This window comes from Bradyrhizobium sp. BEA-2-5, assembly GCF_032918025.1.
In the GTDB taxonomy this organism is placed as follows: domain Bacteria; phylum Pseudomonadota; class Alphaproteobacteria; order Rhizobiales; family Xanthobacteraceae; genus Bradyrhizobium; species Bradyrhizobium pachyrhizi.
Window position 1 is genome coordinate 5,943,164 of record NZ_CP136629.1, and the last position, 13,259, is coordinate 5,956,422.

Sequence of the window (13,259 nt, forward strand, 5' to 3'; positions counted from 1 at the left end):
TTCGGGCGGGCAAGTCAACGCAGGAAGATGGCGTAGCAAACAAGGCTGTGGTCACGCGATTTTCAGACAGGCCGGGTTGCGCAATCGCGCAACCGGGTTGCGCATTGCGCCGACATCGTCGAGGCTGCGACCCAAAGCGACGGACAAGGAGACAATCATGCGGATCGCAGTGGTGGGCGCCGGAGGTGTCGGGGGCGGCTTTGGTGCGGCGCTCGCGCATGCCGGCGCCGACGTCACCTTTATCGCGCGCGGCGCTCATTTGGCCGCCATGCGCAGCGAGGGGCTGAAGGTTAAGGGCGGCCGCGGCGAAACCCATCTGGTGCCGACCCAGGCGACCGACGATCCGGCAAGCGTCGGCCCGGTCGATATCGTGCTGTTCTGCGTCAAGCTGTGGGACGTCGAGAGCGCCGGCCAATACATCAGGCCGATGGTCGGCCCCGACACCGCGGTGATCCCGCTGCAGAACGGCATCGACGCGCCTGACAGGCTGGTCCCGATTCTGGGACGCAACGCCGTGATGGGCGGCGTGGCGCAGATCTCGGCCTCGATCATCAAGCCTGGCGTCATCAACCAGGTCGGCACCTTCATGCGCATGATCTTCGGTGAGCTCGACGGCCGCATCACGCCGCGCGGCAAGGCGCTGCTCGATCTCTGCCTGAAGGCCGGCTTCGACGCGACCTTGAGCGAGCAGATCAACACCGAGCTCTGGATGAAGTTCGTCGGCCTCGCCACCAATGCCGGCTTGACCGCGGTCACCAGGCTGCCGATCGGCAAGCTGCGCGACGATCCCGATTTGCGCCCGCTCTTCGTATCGGCCTGCGAGGAGATCATCGCCATCGCGCACGCCAACGGCATCAAGCTGCCGCCGGATGCGCTGACGAAAGTGCTCGACTTCATCGGACACGCGCCACCTGCGATGAAGGCCTCGATGGCGCTCGATCTCGAGCGTGGCAACCGGCTCGAACTGCCGTGGCTGAACGGCAAGGTGGTGGAGCTCGGCCGCAAGCTCGGCGTCCCGACGCCGACACACGACATGCTCTATGCGGTGTTGAAGCCCTATGCGATGGGCGCGCCGTCCTGATAGCCCAGCAGGACCGAAATCTGCCGGCCGGCCTGGCGCACCAGCTTTGAATATTCCAATAGCTTCCGCTCGTCGATGCGCGCGCTCGGTCCGTAGAGGCCGACCGAACCGACCACCTCGCCGCGGTGATCGAAACACGGCGCGGAGACGGCGACCGCGCCGGCGAAGATCTCGCCATGGCTGGTCGCATAGCCGTTGCGCCGCGCAAAGGTCAGCGCGTCCTCGAGCCGCGCGCGATCCGCGCTCTTTGCAATGCTGGCAAGAAGCGCGGCCTGCCGCTTCGGGTCCATGAAGGCCAGCATCGCCTTGCCGGTCGATCCCTGGATCAGGCTCAAACTGTGGCCAACTCCGCGGCTGATCGAGAGCACGTGACGGCTCTCGCATTCGAGGATGCAGATGCCGCGATCGTCCTGCTCGCGGAACAACGCTGCGGTCTCGCCGGTCGCCTCGCGCAGGCCTTCGACGACCGGGCGCGCGATCGCGACCACCTCGAGACCCTTCAGCCAGACATGGGCCAGCTTCATCACGCCGTGCGACAGCCTGAAACGCTGCGGGTCGCCTTCGGCCTGGATCAGGTCGCGCTGCGCCAGCGTCTGCAGCAGGCGATAGAGCGTCGGCCGGCTCAGCCCGACCCGCTTCTGGATCTCGATCACGCTCATCGCCGGCTGATCCGGCGTGAAGCTTTCCAGGATCGCGATGGCGCGGTCGACCGCCCGCACGCCTGACGCCCCCTGCTCCGCGTCCTGAACTTCCGCCTTCGGTTTCTTTGCCATCCGTCCACATCCGCAAATTCGGCAGGGCGCGCTGCATCCAGCGCGCTTGACCAATCGGCCCGCGCGAATAGTATCGCAAATTATGAGAATAATGTCCACTAGATGGACATATGAAAAATCGACGGGAGGATTGGAATTGCTGGAGACAAACGCCTCGCGCAGATGGGCCGCTGCCGCGATCGCCACGCTGATGCTCTCAACGCCGCTGGCGTACGCCGCACCCGACGGCTCAGGCATCTCGGACGGCGTGGTGCGGATTGCGCTGCTGGGTGACTACGGCAGCGGCCGCGATCTCGGCGGGCCGGGCTCGGTGACCGCCGCCAAGCTTGCCGCTGAGGATTTTCATAACAAGGTGCTGGGCAAGCCGATCGAGATCATCTCGGCGGATCACCAGAACAAGCCCGACGTCGCGGTCGGGATCGCGCGGCAATGGTTCGACGTCGAGCATGTCGACGCGGTGACCGATCTCGCGGTGAGCTCGGTCGGGCTCGCCGTCGCCGGGCTTGCAACGCAGAGCAACCGCACCGCGCTGGTCTCGGGCGCCGCGACGTCCGATTTGACCGGCGACAAATGCTCGCCCGTCGTCACGCATTGGGCCGACGACACCTACGCGCTGTCGGCCGGCCTGGTCGGCGAGCTGAGCCGCCGCGTCGGCAAGGAATGGTTCTTTGTCGCGGTCGACTATTCGTTCGGTAGCGCGATGGTGAAGGATGCCTCACGCGCGGTGACCGATACGGGCGGCAAGGTCATCGGCGCGGTTCGCTATCCCTTCAACACCACCGACTTCTCATCCTTTTTGCTGGCCGCGCAGAGCTCCGGTGCCAAGGTGGTGGCACTGGCCGGCACCGGCGCCGACACCGTCAACGCGGTGAAGCAGACCCACGAATTCGGCCTGCAACAAGGCGGGCAGACCATCGTCGGCATGCTGACCTTCATCTCCGACGTCCATTCGATCGGCCTGCGCGACGCGCAGGGCATGTACATCGCGTCCCAATATTACTGGGATGACGACGACGGCACCCGCGCCTTCGCCAAGCGCTTCATCGAGATCGAGAAGCGCGAACCGACAAAGTTGCAGGCCGCGACCTACGCCGCCGTGCGCCATTATCTGAAGGCGATCGAGGCCGGCGGCAGCGACGAGGCGAAGGCGGTCAATGCCGAGATGCGCAAGCTGCCGGTCGATTTCTTCGGCCGCCCCGCGCACATCCGCAAAGACGGCCGCGTCGTCTACGACCTCTCGCTCTACCGCGTGAAGAAGCCGGACGAGAGCAAATATCCCTGGGACTACTACCAGAAGATCGCGGCCATCCCCGGCGACAAGGCGTTCCGCCCCGAGGGAACGGGCGGCTGCAAGCTCGACAAGTAGGACGCACCATTATCGCCGCGACGCACGGTCGCGCATGCAAGATCAAGGAGGAGCCGATGCCGCTTCGCAACGATTTCGATCAGCTTGTAGACGTCAAGGGTGGCTTCATCAGCCGCGAGATCTTCGTCGATGCCGATATCTATCGGCAGGAGCTCGACAAGGTCTTCACCCGTGCGTGGCTGCTGGTCGGGCACGAAAGCCTGGTGCCCAATCCCGGCGATTTCTACACCTCGCGGATGGGCGAGGAATCCGTGATCCTCTGCCGCGACAAGAAGGGCGAGATTCACGTCTTCCTCAATTCGTGCCGGCACCGCGGCATGAAGGTGTGCCGCTACGAACAGGGCAACACGTCGCTGTTCACCTGTCCCTATCACAGCTGGACCTACACCACCGACGGCAAGCTGCAGGGCGTTCCACTGCACCGGACGCTGTATGACGGGGTGCTCGACCGCGAGGCCAACTCGCTAGTCTCGGTGGCGAAGCTTTGCAACTACAAGGGCTCGATCTGGGCGACCTGGGACAAGGACGCGCCCGACTTCATCACCTATCTCGGCGATGCCAAGATCCATCTCGACCAGGCGCTCGACTGCCGCGACGGCCGCGAAGGCGGCTCCGAGGTGATCGGCGTCCACAAATGGGTGTTCCCCGCCAACTGGAAATTCGCGGCCGAGAATTTCCTCGGCGACACCTATCACAACCCGAGCCATCGCTCGGTCGACCTGATCGGCATCGGGCCGAGCGCTGCCGCCGGCAAGAAGGGCCGCCGCGACGATGAGCTGGAGAAAGCGCAGCACGTCTGGATCAGCTTTCCGGAAGGCCATGGCGTGCACAGCGCGATCCAGCCGGAGGCCAACGAATACATCGAGTCCTTCCTCGACAACCCGATCCTCGAAAAATACTTCCGGCACTGTTTCGAGGAGCGCAAGCGGCGGCTCGGCGAAGGGGCGCGGCTGCTGCCGTTCGTCGGCACGATCTTCCCCAACACCTCCTATCATGGCCGTCAGCCGCGTGGACTGTGCGCCTGGCATCCGCACAGCCCGACCTCAACCGAAGGCTGGCGCTTCTTCCTGGTCGACAAGGACGCGCCGAAGGAAGCCAAGGAATATCTGCGCCGCTACTACATGCGCTACTCCGGCCCGGCCGGGATGACCGAACAGGACGACATGGAGAACTGGCTCTATGCCACCGCGGCGAGCACCGGCACGGTGGCGCGGCGCTATCCCTTCAACTATCAGCAGTCGATGGGCGCCTACGTCACCGATCATCCGCTCGGCGGCGATGTCTCCACGCAAGTCACCGAGCAGATCGCGCGCGGCTTCTATCGCCGCTGGACCACCTACATGCAGGGCGGCGACTGGCACGAGCTGCTCGGATCACCCGCTGGCAGCCGGCAGGCCGCAGAATGACCGCGCCCGCAAAAACCGTCCTCGTCAGCGGGGGCACCTTCGGGATCGGCCGCGCGATCACGCTCGGCCTCGCCAGGCGCGGCCACGCGGTGGCGGCCTTCGGTCTCGAGGCGCCGCAGGTCTCGAGTACCGCGCAGAACGCCATTCCCGCCCTGCGCGAGGAACTCGATCGCGAAGGGCTCACCGCCGAATTGATGGAAGCCGATGTGTCGCAGGCCGGCGATGTTGCCAAGGTGGTCGCCCACGCGATGGCGCGGTTCGGGCGCATCGACGGCGTCGTGAACAACGCCGCGATCGGCCCGCTCGGCACCGTGCTCGACACCGACGAGGTGCTGTTCGACCGGATCATCGCCGTCAATCTGAAGGGACCGTATCTGACCAGCCGCGCCGCGATCCCGCACATGATCGCGCAAGGCGGCGGCTCGATCGTCAACATCGGATCCGGCGCCGGCTGGGGCAAGCCGAACATGGCGGTCTACAGCGCGAGCAAGGGCGGCGTTATCGCGCTCAGCGCAGCGATGGCCTACGACTTCTTCCACCAGCGCATCCGCGTCAACACCGTGATCCCTGGTGGTGGCGGCATCGTCAGCGGCATGAGCCTCGGCCGTGTCGGCGGCGATGCGGCGCGTTTCGGCAAGGGCGCGCCGGGCACCGCCGCGGGCCGCGTCGCCGCCGGTGACGACATCGCCAATGTGGTCGCCTTCCTGCTGTCACCGGAAGCGGAAACGCTGTCCGGCACCGTGATCGATGTCGGCTGCTTCGCCCAGCAGGGCGGACCGATCCCGCCCAAGCCGGCGCTCTGACAACCCTGCGATGCCTGATGAGGAGATAGCGATGACGACGACCGTTCAGGATCAGGACAAACAACAACACGCCGGGAACGCTGCGATCGAGCGAGCGGCGACCTACTACCGGCTGAAGGCCGATGTCGAGGATTTCTACTACCACGAGGCCGATTTGCTCGACGACCGGCGCTTCCGCGACTGGCTCGAGCTACTCACCGACGACATCGGCTATTTCATGCCGATCCGCCGCAATGTGAAGTTCGGCCAGCAGGCCGCGCGCGAGAACACCAAACGCGGTGAAGGCATCAGCTGGTTCGACGAAGACAAATGGACATTGACCAAGCGGGTCGAGCAGATCCTGACCGGCGTGCACTATGCCGAGGAGCCGCTGTCGCGCATCACGCATATGGTCAGCAATGTGCAGATCAAGGGCGCGCGGCCGGATATCGAGGCTGCGCGCGAGCTGGACGTCACCAGCCGCTTCCTCGTCTACCAGAACCGCGTCGAGTATGAGACCTACATCTTCGTCGGCCGCCGCAACAACACGCTGCGCCTGACCGACGATGGCTGGAAGATCGCGCGGCGCGAGATATTGCTTGAACAGAATATCCTGCTGGCCAAGAATCTCACCACGTTCTTCTAAGCGGGGCCAGATCTGAGCAAGGTCAAGATCAGCAAGGGTAGCGATGATTGACGTGATGGCGATCAAGGTGGGGACGCGGCTGAAACTGGAGGCCGGCGTCGTCGCCGAAGTGGTGGAGAACATGGACGATGGCCAGTGGCTGCAGGTACGCTATCTGGAGTGCCCTGCCCGGCCCGCCGACGTTGGCACGGTGGAGCTGTGCCACGCCCAGGACGTCGTCAAGGTGCTCAGCGAGTAGTCCCAGTCAACGGACCGACGATCATGCTGCGATTTGAATACATGCCGAGCGATTTTCATCCGCTGTTCCTGTTCCTCGGCGAAGCCGCCGATCTCGCCGCGCTGGCAATGCTGCTGCGGCGCTTTGCCGAGGACCCGCAGACCATTGCCGTGGCGGAGCGGATTCCCGGCGCCGTCTCGCGCGACGCGCTGGTGCTGGCGCCCGCCGACGACGAATTCGGCATGCGCGATCTCGGCGGCCGGTTTGCCTGGAAGCTGACCGATTGGCAGGCGGAGCGGATCGCCGAGCGCATCGAGCTGTTAACCCCTGAGGATAGCAAGTCCGGCTCGGAGATCGTCGAGATCGGCAGTGACGGCGAGATCCCGGTCAAGCTGTCGCGCGGCGAATTCACCGACGACTTCCTGATCACGCACAGATAGCGATGTTCGCGTGAGTACACACCGCAAGCCAAAGGTCCTGATTGCCGGCGCCGGGATCGGCGGTCTCGTCGCCGGATTGTCGCTGCTGCAGCGTGGCATCGAAGTCGAGATCTTCGAGCAGGCGTCCGAGCTGCGCGAGCTCGGCGCCGGTGTCCAGCTCAGCGCCAACGGCACCAGCGTCCTCATCGCGCTCGGGCTCGAGGAGGAGATGCAGGCCATCGCCTGCGAGCCCTCGGGCAAGGAGATCAGGCTGTTCAGCACCGGGCGGACCTGGAAACTGTTCGACCTCGGCGCCTCCTCGCGCGCGATCTATGGCGCGCCCTACTGGATGGTGCATCGCGGCGACTTTCACCGCGTGCTGGTCGACGCATTCAAGGTTCGGGCGCCGGGGCGGCTGCATCTTGGCAGCCGCTGCACCGGATTTGACCAGGACGGCGACGGCATCTGGCTGCACCTTGCCAATGGCGAGCGTCGGCGCGGCGACGTCGTGGTCGGTGCCGACGGCGTGCACTCCGAAATTCGCCGGCAGATCGGCGGCGACACCAAGCCGTTCTTCTCGGGCGTGGCCGCCTGGCGCGGCCTGGTGCCGATGGAACGGCTACCGCCACCCCTCAGGCGCGACGTCGGCACCAACTGGATCGGCCCGGGCGGCCACGTCATCACCTATCCGGTTCGCCGCGGCGAGCTGTTGAACTTCGTCGGCATCTTCGAGGGTGAGAGCTGGTCAATCGAGTCATGGACCGAACGCGGTACGCGCGAGGCCTGTAGCGGAGCCTTTGCCGGATGGAATCCAGAGATTCACACCATCATCGCGAGCCTCGATATTCCCTACAAATGGGCGCTGCTCGGCCGCGACCCGCTCGATCGCTTCGTCGTCGGGCGCGCCTGCCTGATCGGCGACGCCGCGCATCCGACGCTGCCGTTCCTGGCCCAGGGCGCCAACATGGCGATCGAGGACGGCATGGTGCTGGCGCGCTGTCTTGAAGGCTTCCCGCCCGAGGAAGCGCTGCAGCGCTACCAGACCGCGCGGCTGACGCGGACGAACGCGATAGTGGTGAAGTCGGCCGAGAATGCCAGGCGCTTCCACAATCCCGCGCTCGCCGACGTCGAAGGCGCCGATGCCTACGTCTCGCGCGAATGGCAGCCGGACCGGGTGCGCGAGCGCTATGACTGGCTGTTCACCTACGATGCCTTGCGTGTGCCGCTTTGACGAGACGAGTTTCGCGGGCCCGCCTCACTGAACGGGATGGCGTCCGCGGCGCACCGGACGTTCCGGCGGTGGTGGCGGAGGAGCGAAGAAGGGATTGACGATGCACATCGCAGAGAGACCCGATGCCGTCGCCTGACACTGCGGGATCGAGGTGTAGCTGCAATCGATGTGGTCTCCGGCCATCGGCCCGTTATAGAGATGCAAACAGACCGGATAGTTCGGATCATAGGCCTGTCCGGCGGCAGGTCGGGCCAGCGCGACCGCGAACGCAGCGATCGCGAAAAGTTTCAGGCGCATCGGATTCTCCTTATTGCTCGGACCGTTTCCTCACAACTGCCGGGGTTAGTCAACCGCACTGGAGACACGACGGCCATACAGTCTTGAGCGACGGCAGGCGGGAAGCCTGAGCGCGCTAGTTGGTGGACTGGCGTTGTCGCTGCCCCCGTTGCTTTGGCGGCTTTTTCGGACCTTTGTAGAACGGATTGACCGAGCACGTCGCGGAGCGCCCCGAGGCCGTCGCCTGACACTGCGGAAGCGACGTGTAGCTGCAATCGATATACTCGGGCGTCAGCCTCCCGCCATAGACTTCCAGGCACACCGGATAGTTCGGATCGTACATCTGTGCGGCGGCCGGCCCGGCGATGCAAACTCCGACGGCTGCGATGATGGTGAGTTTCAAACGCATCGAATTCTCCTCAAGCCTCGTCCGGAACGCAGGGCACGGCTATCGTTGCTCGTCGGCCGGCTTGCCGTCGCCCTCACCGAGGCAGCGGATCATGAAGGCCGTCGTGTCCCGCGGCAGCACTTGCGCAGCGCGCGCCTTGAGACGGCATTCGAGCTGCGCGATCTGGCGCGCCCGCTGCCGTTCGGACGGCAGCGTCGATTGCCGCAACCGGCGCAACGTCATCGGCGAACCGTCCGATTCGAAGCTCAGCTCGTATTTCTTGCCGTTCTGGTCGGTTGCGGCGCAGGTGATGGTGGACACCTGCCGCGTGATGAAGCTTCCGACCTGGCGGCACGAGCCCGTCGACATCTCGACCAGCGGCACCGGCAGACCATCCACTCGCGGGCGGTCGCTGGACTTCAGCAACATGCGGTCGACCGCGAGCTCGAACAGATTGTCCTGGGTGCGCTCGGTGCTCTCGCCGGAGAACGAGATGATGTGGCTCTTGTCGGCGGGATCGTCGAGCACCACGGTGAATTCGGAGCGGCCGCGCAGGGTGTGGAAATAGGCGACTGCCTTGCAGGTGTAGCTGCGGCCTGCGACGGAGACATTGCGGCAAGTGCCGGACATCAACGCGTACAGATCGACGTCGTAGACCGGACCGGCGGCAACGGCCAGCGCCGGCCAGCAGAGGACGGCAGCCGCAATCAATTGAGCGAAACGGGATATCATGCTGAAGCGGTCGAAAACACGGTCGCTGGAGGGGTCCATGGCGCAAGGTCGCTGATTTCCACGGACTGTGCAACGACGAAGCAGGCCTAAATGTGGACACCACGCGAACGGCTGGGGAACGCAGCACAATCCGTGCTGAAAGGCCGCGGCGTCAGATTTGCGGGCCGGACAGCGTCACCTCGCGCTCGGCGCGGAACACGTTGCTATAGAGGTTCGCGATCCACTGGCGGCCGCTTGCCGTCATGTTCAGGCAGTTGATGGCGCCCTGAATGTGCGGCGCAACCATGTTCCAATAGAATTGCGGGTAGCGATTCACGATGTCGGCAGGCGAATCGTAGCCGAGCTGACGGTTGATGCCGACCTCCTCGAACTCGTAATACAGCGCGTTGGCCTTGCGCAGATAGTTGGGATCGCCGAGCTGGCCGATGAAGTCGGCCGCACGCAGGATCGAGGCCTCCTCGTCATATTCCTGGCCTTCACGGGCGCCGGAAACCGCGTGCCCTCGATGTTGCGCGCGACGCGCTCGCGATCAAGTGGAAGGACGGCCTCGAGCCTGTCGAGCACATACAGCTTCGAGCGGTCGACATGATACGGCATCAGGCCGGCATCCGACGAGCCACGCGGCAGCACCACCTTGTTGCCGGAGGCATCAATGACGTAACCATCAGGTCCATCGCCCTTCAAAAGACCGCGCACATAGCCGATGTCGTGAGTCAGGCAGGCGATGATGGTGTGGGTGTAATCCTCGGCGGTAACGTGGGTGTGCAGCGCGCGGCCGCGGATGATGTCATGCCCGGCGAGCGTGACCAGCATCGTGTGCTCGACATTGTGGTAGAGCGCGTCGCTGTTGCCGATGCATTCCAACGCGATGCGCGCGGCGGCTGGCAGGAGTTCGCCGAAGCGCGCCTGCGAAGCGCCGAAGGTGCGGCTGACATGCGTGGCGAGAAACTTCTCCAAAGCACCTGCCGCCAACTCAGGTAACGTCATCATCGATGCAGCCCCCGACCGCGCAACGTTCCTCGCTCGCCCCGATCTCACGCCGTAGTTGGGCAGCGACTATAGCGTATCTACGGGCGTGCGGCTACGCGCTGACGGGCGTGACGATTCGCTCCGGCCGTACTTTCCCAGTCTTGTCGGCTGCGACACCAAAGCTGCTGATAGTGGCATGAACCCTGCATGATTCGGGTCAGACCGGGTTAACCCCACTGATAAAGGCCGTCATGCTCGTTACGCTCGTCGCCATCCTCTGCAATGCTCAACTCTGCATGGAAAAGGTCGTCACCACGAGTGACCAATCCGGCATCACCATGGGCGCCTGCGCAGTGAATGCGCAGATCGGCATCGCCGATTGGCTCGCCAAGGGGCCGTATCACGAATGGCACCTGCAGAGCTATAAATGCATCATGGGCAAGTACGTACCCAAGAACGAAGTGTGATGTGTGCTCACAGCCCCGGACGGGGCTGATCCGCTTCGACCGGAACAGCCTGCGAAACCACCGCGCAGGCGCCCGCGCCTCGAGTCAAAGTCCAATTTATGGGCTATCACTGTCGTTAACGACGGTGAGACATGAGGTCGCCCTGGAATGCCCGCAACGCCGCTGATTGCCTATGCGCATGTCGGCAAGAGTTTTGACAGTGGTCGCGTGGTGGCGGTCGACGACGTCTCGCTTGACGTAGCCGAGGGTGAATTCCTGGCGATTGTCGGCGGCTCGGGCTCCGGCAAGACGACGCTGCTGAGGCTCGCCAATCGCCTGATCGAAGCCGACCAAGGCCGGATCGCGGTCGAGGGTGAGGATGTCAGCCGCATCGACCCGATCCTGCTGCGGCGCCGCATCGGCTATGTCTTCCAGAGCGGTGGGCTGTTTCCGCATCTGTCCGTCGCCGGCAACATCGGCATCACGCCACATCTGCTCGGCTGGACGCAGGCGGAGATCTCGGCGCGGGTCGATGAATTGCTCGACCTTGTGCGGCTCGACCGCTCACAATATCGCGAGCGTATGCCGCACGAACTCTCCGGCGGCCAGCGCCAGCGCGTCGGCGTGGCGCGGGCGCTCGCGGCAAGGCCTCGCATCGTGCTGATGGACGAGCCGTTCGGCGCGCTCGATCCCCTCACCCGCGATGCGCTCGGTGACGATTATCGCTCGCTGCATCGCAAGCTGGGGCTGACCACAGTGATGATCACCCATGACATGACGGAGGCGATTCTGCTCGCCGATCGTGTCGCGGTGATGCGCGGCGGCAGGCTGCTGGCCCAGGGCACGCCGGCGGAACTCTCGGCCAGCACCGATGGCTATGTCGGTGAACTGATGCGCACGCCGCGCCGGCAGGCGGAACGCCTGGGCGCCTTGCTGCCGCGGGGCGACACGGCATGACTCTATCAGCCGATCCACGCTGGGGCGAGGCGCTGGCGCATCTGCCCGACTATCTCGGCAACCATGTGCAGGTCAGCCTTGCCGCACTGGCGCTCGGTCTCCTGATCAGCCTGCCGCTTGCGATCATCTCTCGTAACCGGCCGGTGCTGCGCACGACGTTGCTCGGGCTTGCCGGCATCGTGCAGACCGTGCCCGGTCTCGCGCTGCTCGCGTTGTTCTATCCGCTGCTGCTGGCGCTCGCCGCGTTGACGGCGGCGTGGCTCGGCTTCACCTTCTCCGCGTTCGGCTTCCTGCCGGCGATGCTGGCGCTGGCGCTCTATTCGATGCTGCCGGTGCTGCGCAACACCATCACCGGCCTGTCGGGGGTCGATCCGGCGGTGCTGGAAGCCGCCCAGGGCGTCGGCATGACGCCGCGGCAATCGCTCACCATGGTCGAGCTGCCGCTGGCACTGCCGGTGATGATGGCGGGCATCCGCACCGCCGCAGTCTGGGTGATCGGCACCGCGACGCTGTCGACCCCGATCGGGCAGACCAGCCTCGGCAATTACATCTTTGCCGGGCTCCAGACCCAGAACTGGGTGTTCGTGCTGTTCGGCTGCTTCGCTGCGGCCGTGCTCGCGCTTGTGGTTGACCAATTGCTGGCGCTGATCGAGAACGGCCTGCGCAATCGCAGCCGCATCCGGACGGCACTCGGCGGGCTCGGTATTACTGCCCTGATCGCGGCGACTCTGCTGCCCGCGATCGCGCGTCCGCATGCGGGCATCGTGGTCGGCGCCAAGACGTTTACCGAGCAATATGTGCTGTCGGCGTTGATCGCGCAGCGGCTGCAAGCGGCGGGCCTTCCGGCCACGACCCGCGCCGGCCTCGGCTCCAACGTGATCTACGACGCGCTCAAGGCCGGCGACATCGATCTCTATGTCGACTATTCCGGCACGCTTTGGGCCAACCAGCTCCACCACACCGACATCAAGCCCCGCGCCGAGCTGTTGGGCGAGTTGCAGATGACGCTGGCAAAGCAAGACATCACCCTGCTCGGCGACCTCGGCTTCGAGAACGCCTATGCGCTGGTGATGCCGAGGAAGCGCGCCGAGGCGCTCGGCATCCGCACCATCGCCGATCTCGCCGCATACGCATCGACGATGTCGATTGCCGGCGACTACGAATTCTTCTCGCGGCCCGAATGGGCGGCCCTGCAAAAGGCTTACGGCCTTTCGTTCCGCGCCCAACGCCAGATGCAGCCGGATTTCATGTATGCGGCCGCCGCCAGCGGCGAGGTCGACGTGATCGCCGGCTACACCAGCGACGGTCTGATCGCGAAGTACGATCTCGTCGCGCTGGACGATATCAGGCACGCCATCCCGCCCTACGACGCGATCGTCCTGCTGTCGCCAAAGCGGCGCGACGACGAGGCCCTCAAGGCGGCGCTGAGGCCGCTGCTCGGCAAGATCGACATCGCCACTATGCGCGAAGCCAATTTGCGCGCGTCGGGCAACGACGCATCATCGTCGCCCGACGCGGTGGCGCGCTGGCTGTGGGACAAGATTGGGCCGCACTGAACCGCCGCGCTCTC

The 13,259-nt window shown here is 64.9% G+C and carries 15 protein-coding genes and 1 pseudogene; 11 read left to right on the plus strand and 5 right to left on the minus strand.

Annotation, left to right across the window (positions count from 1 at the left end; genetic code table 11):
• Window positions 1–157 precede the first annotated feature (157 nt).
• Complete coding sequence (locus RX327_RS28130) at window positions 158–1,081, plus strand: ketopantoate reductase family protein (protein ID WP_050385502.1); 924 nt, start codon at window positions 158–160, stop codon at window positions 1,079–1,081.
• On the opposite strand, the gene RX327_RS28135 is transcribed toward RX327_RS28130, so the two are convergent.
• Window positions 1,057–1,854 carry an IclR family transcriptional regulator gene (locus RX327_RS28135; protein ID WP_050385451.1) on the minus strand — a complete coding sequence of 266 codons (798 nt, stop codon included), beginning with the start codon at window positions 1,852–1,854 and terminating at the stop codon, window positions 1,057–1,059. The genes RX327_RS28130 and RX327_RS28135 overlap by 25 nt on opposite strands.
• 130 nt (window positions 1,855–1,984) lie before the next feature.
• Here RX327_RS28135 and RX327_RS28140 point away from each other — a divergent pair, with 130 nt between their 5' ends.
• Genes RX327_RS28140 through RX327_RS28170 form a run of 7 tightly spaced genes read left to right on the plus strand, consistent with a single transcriptional unit; the run spans window position 1,985 to window position 7,921 of the window.
• The gene (locus RX327_RS28140) at window positions 1,985–3,220 is read left to right on the plus strand and encodes an ABC transporter substrate-binding protein (RefSeq protein WP_410712090.1); all 1,236 of its coding nucleotides are present in this window, start codon (window positions 1,985–1,987) and stop codon (window positions 3,218–3,220) included.
• Between the two features lie 56 nt (window positions 3,221–3,276).
• Window positions 3,277–4,626, plus strand: a complete 1,350-nt coding sequence (locus tag RX327_RS28145; RefSeq protein WP_050385450.1) for an aromatic ring-hydroxylating oxygenase subunit alpha — start codon at window positions 3,277–3,279, stop codon at window positions 4,624–4,626.
• The gene (locus RX327_RS28150; RefSeq protein ID WP_050385449.1) at window positions 4,623–5,429 is read left to right on the plus strand and encodes an SDR family NAD(P)-dependent oxidoreductase; all 807 of its coding nucleotides are present in this window, start codon (window positions 4,623–4,625) and stop codon (window positions 5,427–5,429) included. Before RX327_RS28145 ends, RX327_RS28150 begins: the two co-directional genes overlap by 4 nt.
• A 31-nt stretch (window positions 5,430–5,460) precedes the next feature.
• A complete protein-coding gene (locus RX327_RS28155; protein WP_317247753.1) occupies window positions 5,461–6,054 on the plus strand; it encodes a 3-phenylpropionate/cinnamic acid dioxygenase subunit beta in 594 nt (197 codons plus the stop codon).
• 43 nt (window positions 6,055–6,097) lie between these two features.
• The gene (locus RX327_RS28160; RefSeq protein WP_317247754.1) at window positions 6,098–6,292 is read left to right on the plus strand and encodes a hypothetical protein; all 195 of its coding nucleotides are present in this window, start codon (window positions 6,098–6,100) and stop codon (window positions 6,290–6,292) included.
• Between the two features lie 23 nt (window positions 6,293–6,315).
• The gene (locus tag RX327_RS28165; protein ID WP_050385448.1) at window positions 6,316–6,711 is read left to right on the plus strand and encodes a hypothetical protein; all 396 of its coding nucleotides are present in this window, start codon (window positions 6,316–6,318) and stop codon (window positions 6,709–6,711) included.
• A 10-nt stretch (window positions 6,712–6,721) separates the two neighbouring features.
• On the plus strand, window positions 6,722–7,921 hold the full coding sequence (locus RX327_RS28170; RefSeq protein ID WP_317247755.1) for an FAD-dependent monooxygenase: 1,200 nt from the start codon (window positions 6,722–6,724) through the stop codon (window positions 7,919–7,921).
• A gap of 24 nt (window positions 7,922–7,945) precedes the next feature.
• On the opposite strand, the gene RX327_RS28175 is transcribed toward RX327_RS28170, so the two are convergent.
• The 4 genes and pseudogenes from RX327_RS28175 to RX327_RS28190 form a co-directional block, all read right to left on the minus strand.
• Window positions 7,946–8,218, minus strand: coding sequence for a DUF3551 domain-containing protein (locus tag RX327_RS28175; RefSeq protein ID WP_016844297.1), 273 nt, complete (start codon window positions 8,216–8,218; stop codon window positions 7,946–7,948).
• A 115-nt stretch (window positions 8,219–8,333) separates the two neighbouring features.
• Window positions 8,334–8,606, minus strand: coding sequence for a DUF3551 domain-containing protein (locus RX327_RS28180; RefSeq protein WP_050385446.1), 273 nt, complete (start codon window positions 8,604–8,606; stop codon window positions 8,334–8,336).
• 39 nt (window positions 8,607–8,645) lie between these two features.
• A complete protein-coding gene (locus RX327_RS28185; RefSeq protein WP_244482231.1) occupies window positions 8,646–9,356 on the minus strand; it encodes a hypothetical protein in 711 nt (236 codons plus the stop codon).
• A gap of 112 nt (window positions 9,357–9,468) precedes the next feature.
• Window positions 9,469–10,307 (minus strand): annotated as a pseudogene (locus RX327_RS28190) (metal-dependent phosphohydrolase).
• A 230-nt stretch (window positions 10,308–10,537) separates the two neighbouring features.
• Here RX327_RS28190 and RX327_RS28195 point away from each other — a divergent pair.
• The 3 genes from RX327_RS28195 (at window position 10,538) to RX327_RS28205 (ending at window position 13,245) form a co-directional block, all read left to right on the plus strand.
• Window positions 10,538–10,753 (plus strand): hypothetical protein, encoded by a 216-nt coding sequence (locus tag RX327_RS28195; RefSeq protein WP_016844293.1) that lies wholly within the window; start codon window positions 10,538–10,540, stop codon window positions 10,751–10,753.
• A gap of 147 nt (window positions 10,754–10,900) precedes the next feature.
• Window positions 10,901–11,689, plus strand: a complete 789-nt coding sequence (locus tag RX327_RS28200) for an ATP-binding cassette domain-containing protein (protein ID WP_317247756.1) — start codon at window positions 10,901–10,903, stop codon at window positions 11,687–11,689.
• Complete coding sequence (locus RX327_RS28205; protein WP_317247757.1) at window positions 11,686–13,245, plus strand: glycine betaine ABC transporter substrate-binding protein; 1,560 nt, start codon at window positions 11,686–11,688, stop codon at window positions 13,243–13,245. The genes RX327_RS28200 and RX327_RS28205 overlap by 4 nt, the downstream gene beginning before the upstream one ends.
• Window positions 13,246–13,259: the final 14 nt, after the last annotated feature.

What these genes read in the sequence shown, in the direction of transcription:
- RX327_RS28130 (WP_050385502.1), top strand. Translation starts at nt 158, where the DNA reads ATGCGGATCGCAGTGGTGGGCGCCGGAGGTGTCGGGGGCGGCTTTGGT.
- RX327_RS28135 (WP_050385451.1), bottom strand. Translation starts at nt 1,854, where the DNA reads ATGGCAAAGAAACCGAAGGCGGAAGTTCAGGACGCGGAGCAGGGGGCG.
- RX327_RS28145 (WP_050385450.1), top strand. Translation starts at nt 3,277, where the DNA reads ATGCCGCTTCGCAACGATTTCGATCAGCTTGTAGACGTCAAGGGTGGC.
- RX327_RS28150 (WP_050385449.1), top strand. Translation starts at nt 4,623, where the DNA reads ATGACCGCGCCCGCAAAAACCGTCCTCGTCAGCGGGGGCACCTTCGGG.
- RX327_RS28155 (WP_317247753.1), top strand. Translation starts at nt 5,461, where the DNA reads ATGACGACGACCGTTCAGGATCAGGACAAACAACAACACGCCGGGAAC.
- RX327_RS28160 (WP_317247754.1), top strand. Translation starts at nt 6,098, where the DNA reads ATGATTGACGTGATGGCGATCAAGGTGGGGACGCGGCTGAAACTGGAG.
- RX327_RS28165 (WP_050385448.1), top strand. Translation starts at nt 6,316, where the DNA reads ATGCTGCGATTTGAATACATGCCGAGCGATTTTCATCCGCTGTTCCTG.
- RX327_RS28175 (WP_016844297.1), bottom strand. Translation starts at nt 8,218, where the DNA reads ATGCGCCTGAAACTTTTCGCGATCGCTGCGTTCGCGGTCGCGCTGGCC.
- RX327_RS28180 (WP_050385446.1), bottom strand. Translation starts at nt 8,606, where the DNA reads ATGCGTTTGAAACTCACCATCATCGCAGCCGTCGGAGTTTGCATCGCC.
- RX327_RS28185 (WP_244482231.1), bottom strand. Translation starts at nt 9,356, where the DNA reads ATGGACCCCTCCAGCGACCGTGTTTTCGACCGCTTCAGCATGATATCC.
- RX327_RS28195 (WP_016844293.1), top strand. Translation starts at nt 10,538, where the DNA reads ATGCTCGTTACGCTCGTCGCCATCCTCTGCAATGCTCAACTCTGCATG.
- RX327_RS28200 (WP_317247756.1), top strand. Translation starts at nt 10,901, where the DNA reads ATGCCCGCAACGCCGCTGATTGCCTATGCGCATGTCGGCAAGAGTTTT.
- RX327_RS28205 (WP_317247757.1), top strand. Translation starts at nt 11,686, where the DNA reads ATGACTCTATCAGCCGATCCACGCTGGGGCGAGGCGCTGGCGCATCTG.